The 2,437-nt window shown below is 35.2% G+C and carries 3 protein-coding genes; 2 read left to right on the top strand and 1 reads right to left on the bottom strand.

Features of this window, described 5'->3' with window-relative positions:
* Window positions 1–104: 104 nt before the first annotated feature.
* The gene (locus AC1DSL_RS17310) at window positions 105–1,361 is read left to right on the top strand and encodes a TolB domain-containing protein (RefSeq protein WP_477533171.1); all 1,257 of its coding nucleotides are present in this window, start codon (window positions 105–107) and stop codon (window positions 1,359–1,361) included.
* Between the two features lie 216 nt (window positions 1,362–1,577).
* Here the strand turns inward: AC1DSL_RS17310 and AC1DSL_RS17305 are convergent, their stop codons facing one another.
* Window positions 1,578–1,760, bottom strand: a complete 183-nt coding sequence (locus AC1DSL_RS17305; RefSeq protein WP_342543542.1) for a hypothetical protein — start codon at window positions 1,758–1,760, stop codon at window positions 1,578–1,580.
* A gap of 166 nt (window positions 1,761–1,926) precedes the next feature.
* Between AC1DSL_RS17305 and AC1DSL_RS17300 the strand changes: the two genes are divergently transcribed.
* Entirely contained in the window at window positions 1,927–2,319 is a 393-nt protein-coding gene (locus tag AC1DSL_RS17300; protein WP_342543541.1) for a DUF4181 domain-containing protein, read from the top strand.
* Window positions 2,320–2,437: the final 118 nt, after the last annotated feature.

Raw genomic sequence — 2,437 nt, 5'->3', positions numbered from 1 at the left:
CTTTAAGTCACGGCATAATAGTATAGAAAACGTGAAAAACTTTCCCATTTACTCAAGTGTAAGTTTTTTAATAAGGCACAACATATGAACTAAGAGGTGATTGTATGGTGAAACTTATTCATATGTTAGTGATATTCTGTTTTTTATTTCCTACTATATCGAATGCGGCACCAACTGATTCTACAGTTAAAGTCGCCTACATTAAGGACGGCTATTTGTGGATAAACGATAAAGGTTTAGACAAAAAAGTGACAGATCAAAAATCAAATTATCCTTATCCCCCACAGTGGTCTTTTGATGGTAAAATGCTTCTTTATCAAAAAGAAGTAAGGGCTACCATTAATGAAAGTCAAGGTACTGAAAATGAATTGTGGGTCTATGATTTACAAACCAAAAAGCACCGTAAAATTTTTTATGATGGACACGATCCAAAATGGTCGCCAACTGAAAATATTGTGGCTTTTCAAAGTGACGGTGTTTTAAACATATCTGACTTAACCAGTTTTTATAATATCGCTCTAGGAGTCGACGATTATGAATGGCAGCCGAATGGAAAGGGCTTTATCGCATCATCAAGTGCTTCCTTGAGGCCAGATGGATGGACACATCCAATCCTATATACCATTTCATTAAAGGGTGGTTATCAAAACATCAGTGACTTAACAAAACATGTGAAAAAATTTTTAGTTATTCCAAAAGAACTTAAGAAAAATGATGTAAAAATCCCTTCAATCAATGCCCAATCGTTTGCTTATTCACCAAATAACAAATGGATATCTTTTATTGTGTCACCAACTGCTTCCTGGGCTATGGACAGTGATATGCTTTGTGTAATTTCTGCAGAAGGGAAAGAATTTACCGTACTCGACGAGGTAATCCTCGAGTTCCAGCCGAAGTGGTCATTTAAGGACAGTTTACTCGGTTATATCGCAGGCGGAGGGCGAATCGTATTTGGTTTCAAAGATAAGGATTTAAATGTAACTGAACTCCCTGCATACCATACTTTGACCCTTACTCCCAAAAACTATGCAGACATGGGATTTACATGGGTCAACGACCGTTCTCTTATCGTATCCAGAGTAAAAGAAACTGACTGGTCAAATGACCCTAAAAAACGACCCAAACCAACATTATATTTTGTGACTCTAGACAGTCAGAAACAAATCCAAATAACAATGCCTTCTAAAGATCAAGGAGATTATAACCCACAATTCCTGCCCTCGATAAACAAAATCACTTGGATAAGACAAATCGATATCGCTTCTACCAAAGGGGATTTGTGGGTAGCCGAACCGAATGGGGAAAATGCACAAATATGGATACAAGATATCGGACCGTACTCCTTTTATCCTTCAAAATGATGGTTAGCTTAACAAAGTGAAAGCCAACTCTGGAAACATAAAAAAACCATCCACACGGATGGTTTTTTTATTATTTTATTAATATAGATTTCTTTAATTGATCCAATCTTGCTACTTCTTCTTCCATTACATGAAGTCGTCTATGAATGCGATAAAAAATAGGTACGATTAATAACCACCACATAAATTCACTTCCTTCCTATAAATCTAAAGGTATCAATCCATCCCGCCACCAGTATAGTTGTTGTTATCACCCATCCGGTAATTCGAATCATCGCCTGGCTTTGCATGTGGGTGTGTTAATCGAAGTGGATAATTATTGATTTTCTTTCTTTTCCAGTCAATGTAAACGCCCATGCCGAAAAGCAAACCTAATATAACTCCAAAAAACCAACCCAATGTAATCCCTTCCCTTCATTTTTGGAAAAATAAATACAAATCCATACTGCTTCTATTTTCAACCGCTGTGATGCAGTACAAATTTAAAATACATTTAAGTTTGCAGGATTGTTGAATAGTGATGAAGAATATTATAGTGACAATTACAAATATTAGGAGGTGCTTCATGGATGCTTTTACGCTAACAGGGTTATTCATTGCCTTTGCCAGTTATCTATTTATTACCCAATTTTACTTTAAAAAAAGACTGAATATAAAAAGCAAATGGAGAGGAATGATTTCTCAAGATAGAAACCGTTATATACTTGCTTTCGAGTTTGTTATTTGTTTTTTATTTTTTGCAAGTATGATGAGCTTGGCTGAGAAGACATCCAATCAAACAAATTTAGGATTAATTTTGACTACTCCCATGTTTGCTCTGTTTTTTTTACTGGGGATAACTCGCGGATTTGAGGAATGGCTTTTACATCGGGAAGAAAAGGCTTACTATTATGAATGGTTAGGTTCAATTTTGATTTTAGTAATATTTTTAATTATCTTCATAGGACAACAAGCATAATCTAAGACCTACTATGTGTATTTTATATAAAACACAGTAAGAAAAGAACAGTAATTAATTTTTTTATTCTGAATGAATTGACATCAAAAAAAACAAACACCGGAGCGAGACCCCAGTG

It is taken from the genome of Paenisporosarcina sp. P4_D4 (assembly GCF_056401835.1).
The sequence above is the reverse complement of the archived record's forward strand: the minus strand, read 5'-3'. Positions and strand labels throughout refer to the sequence as shown.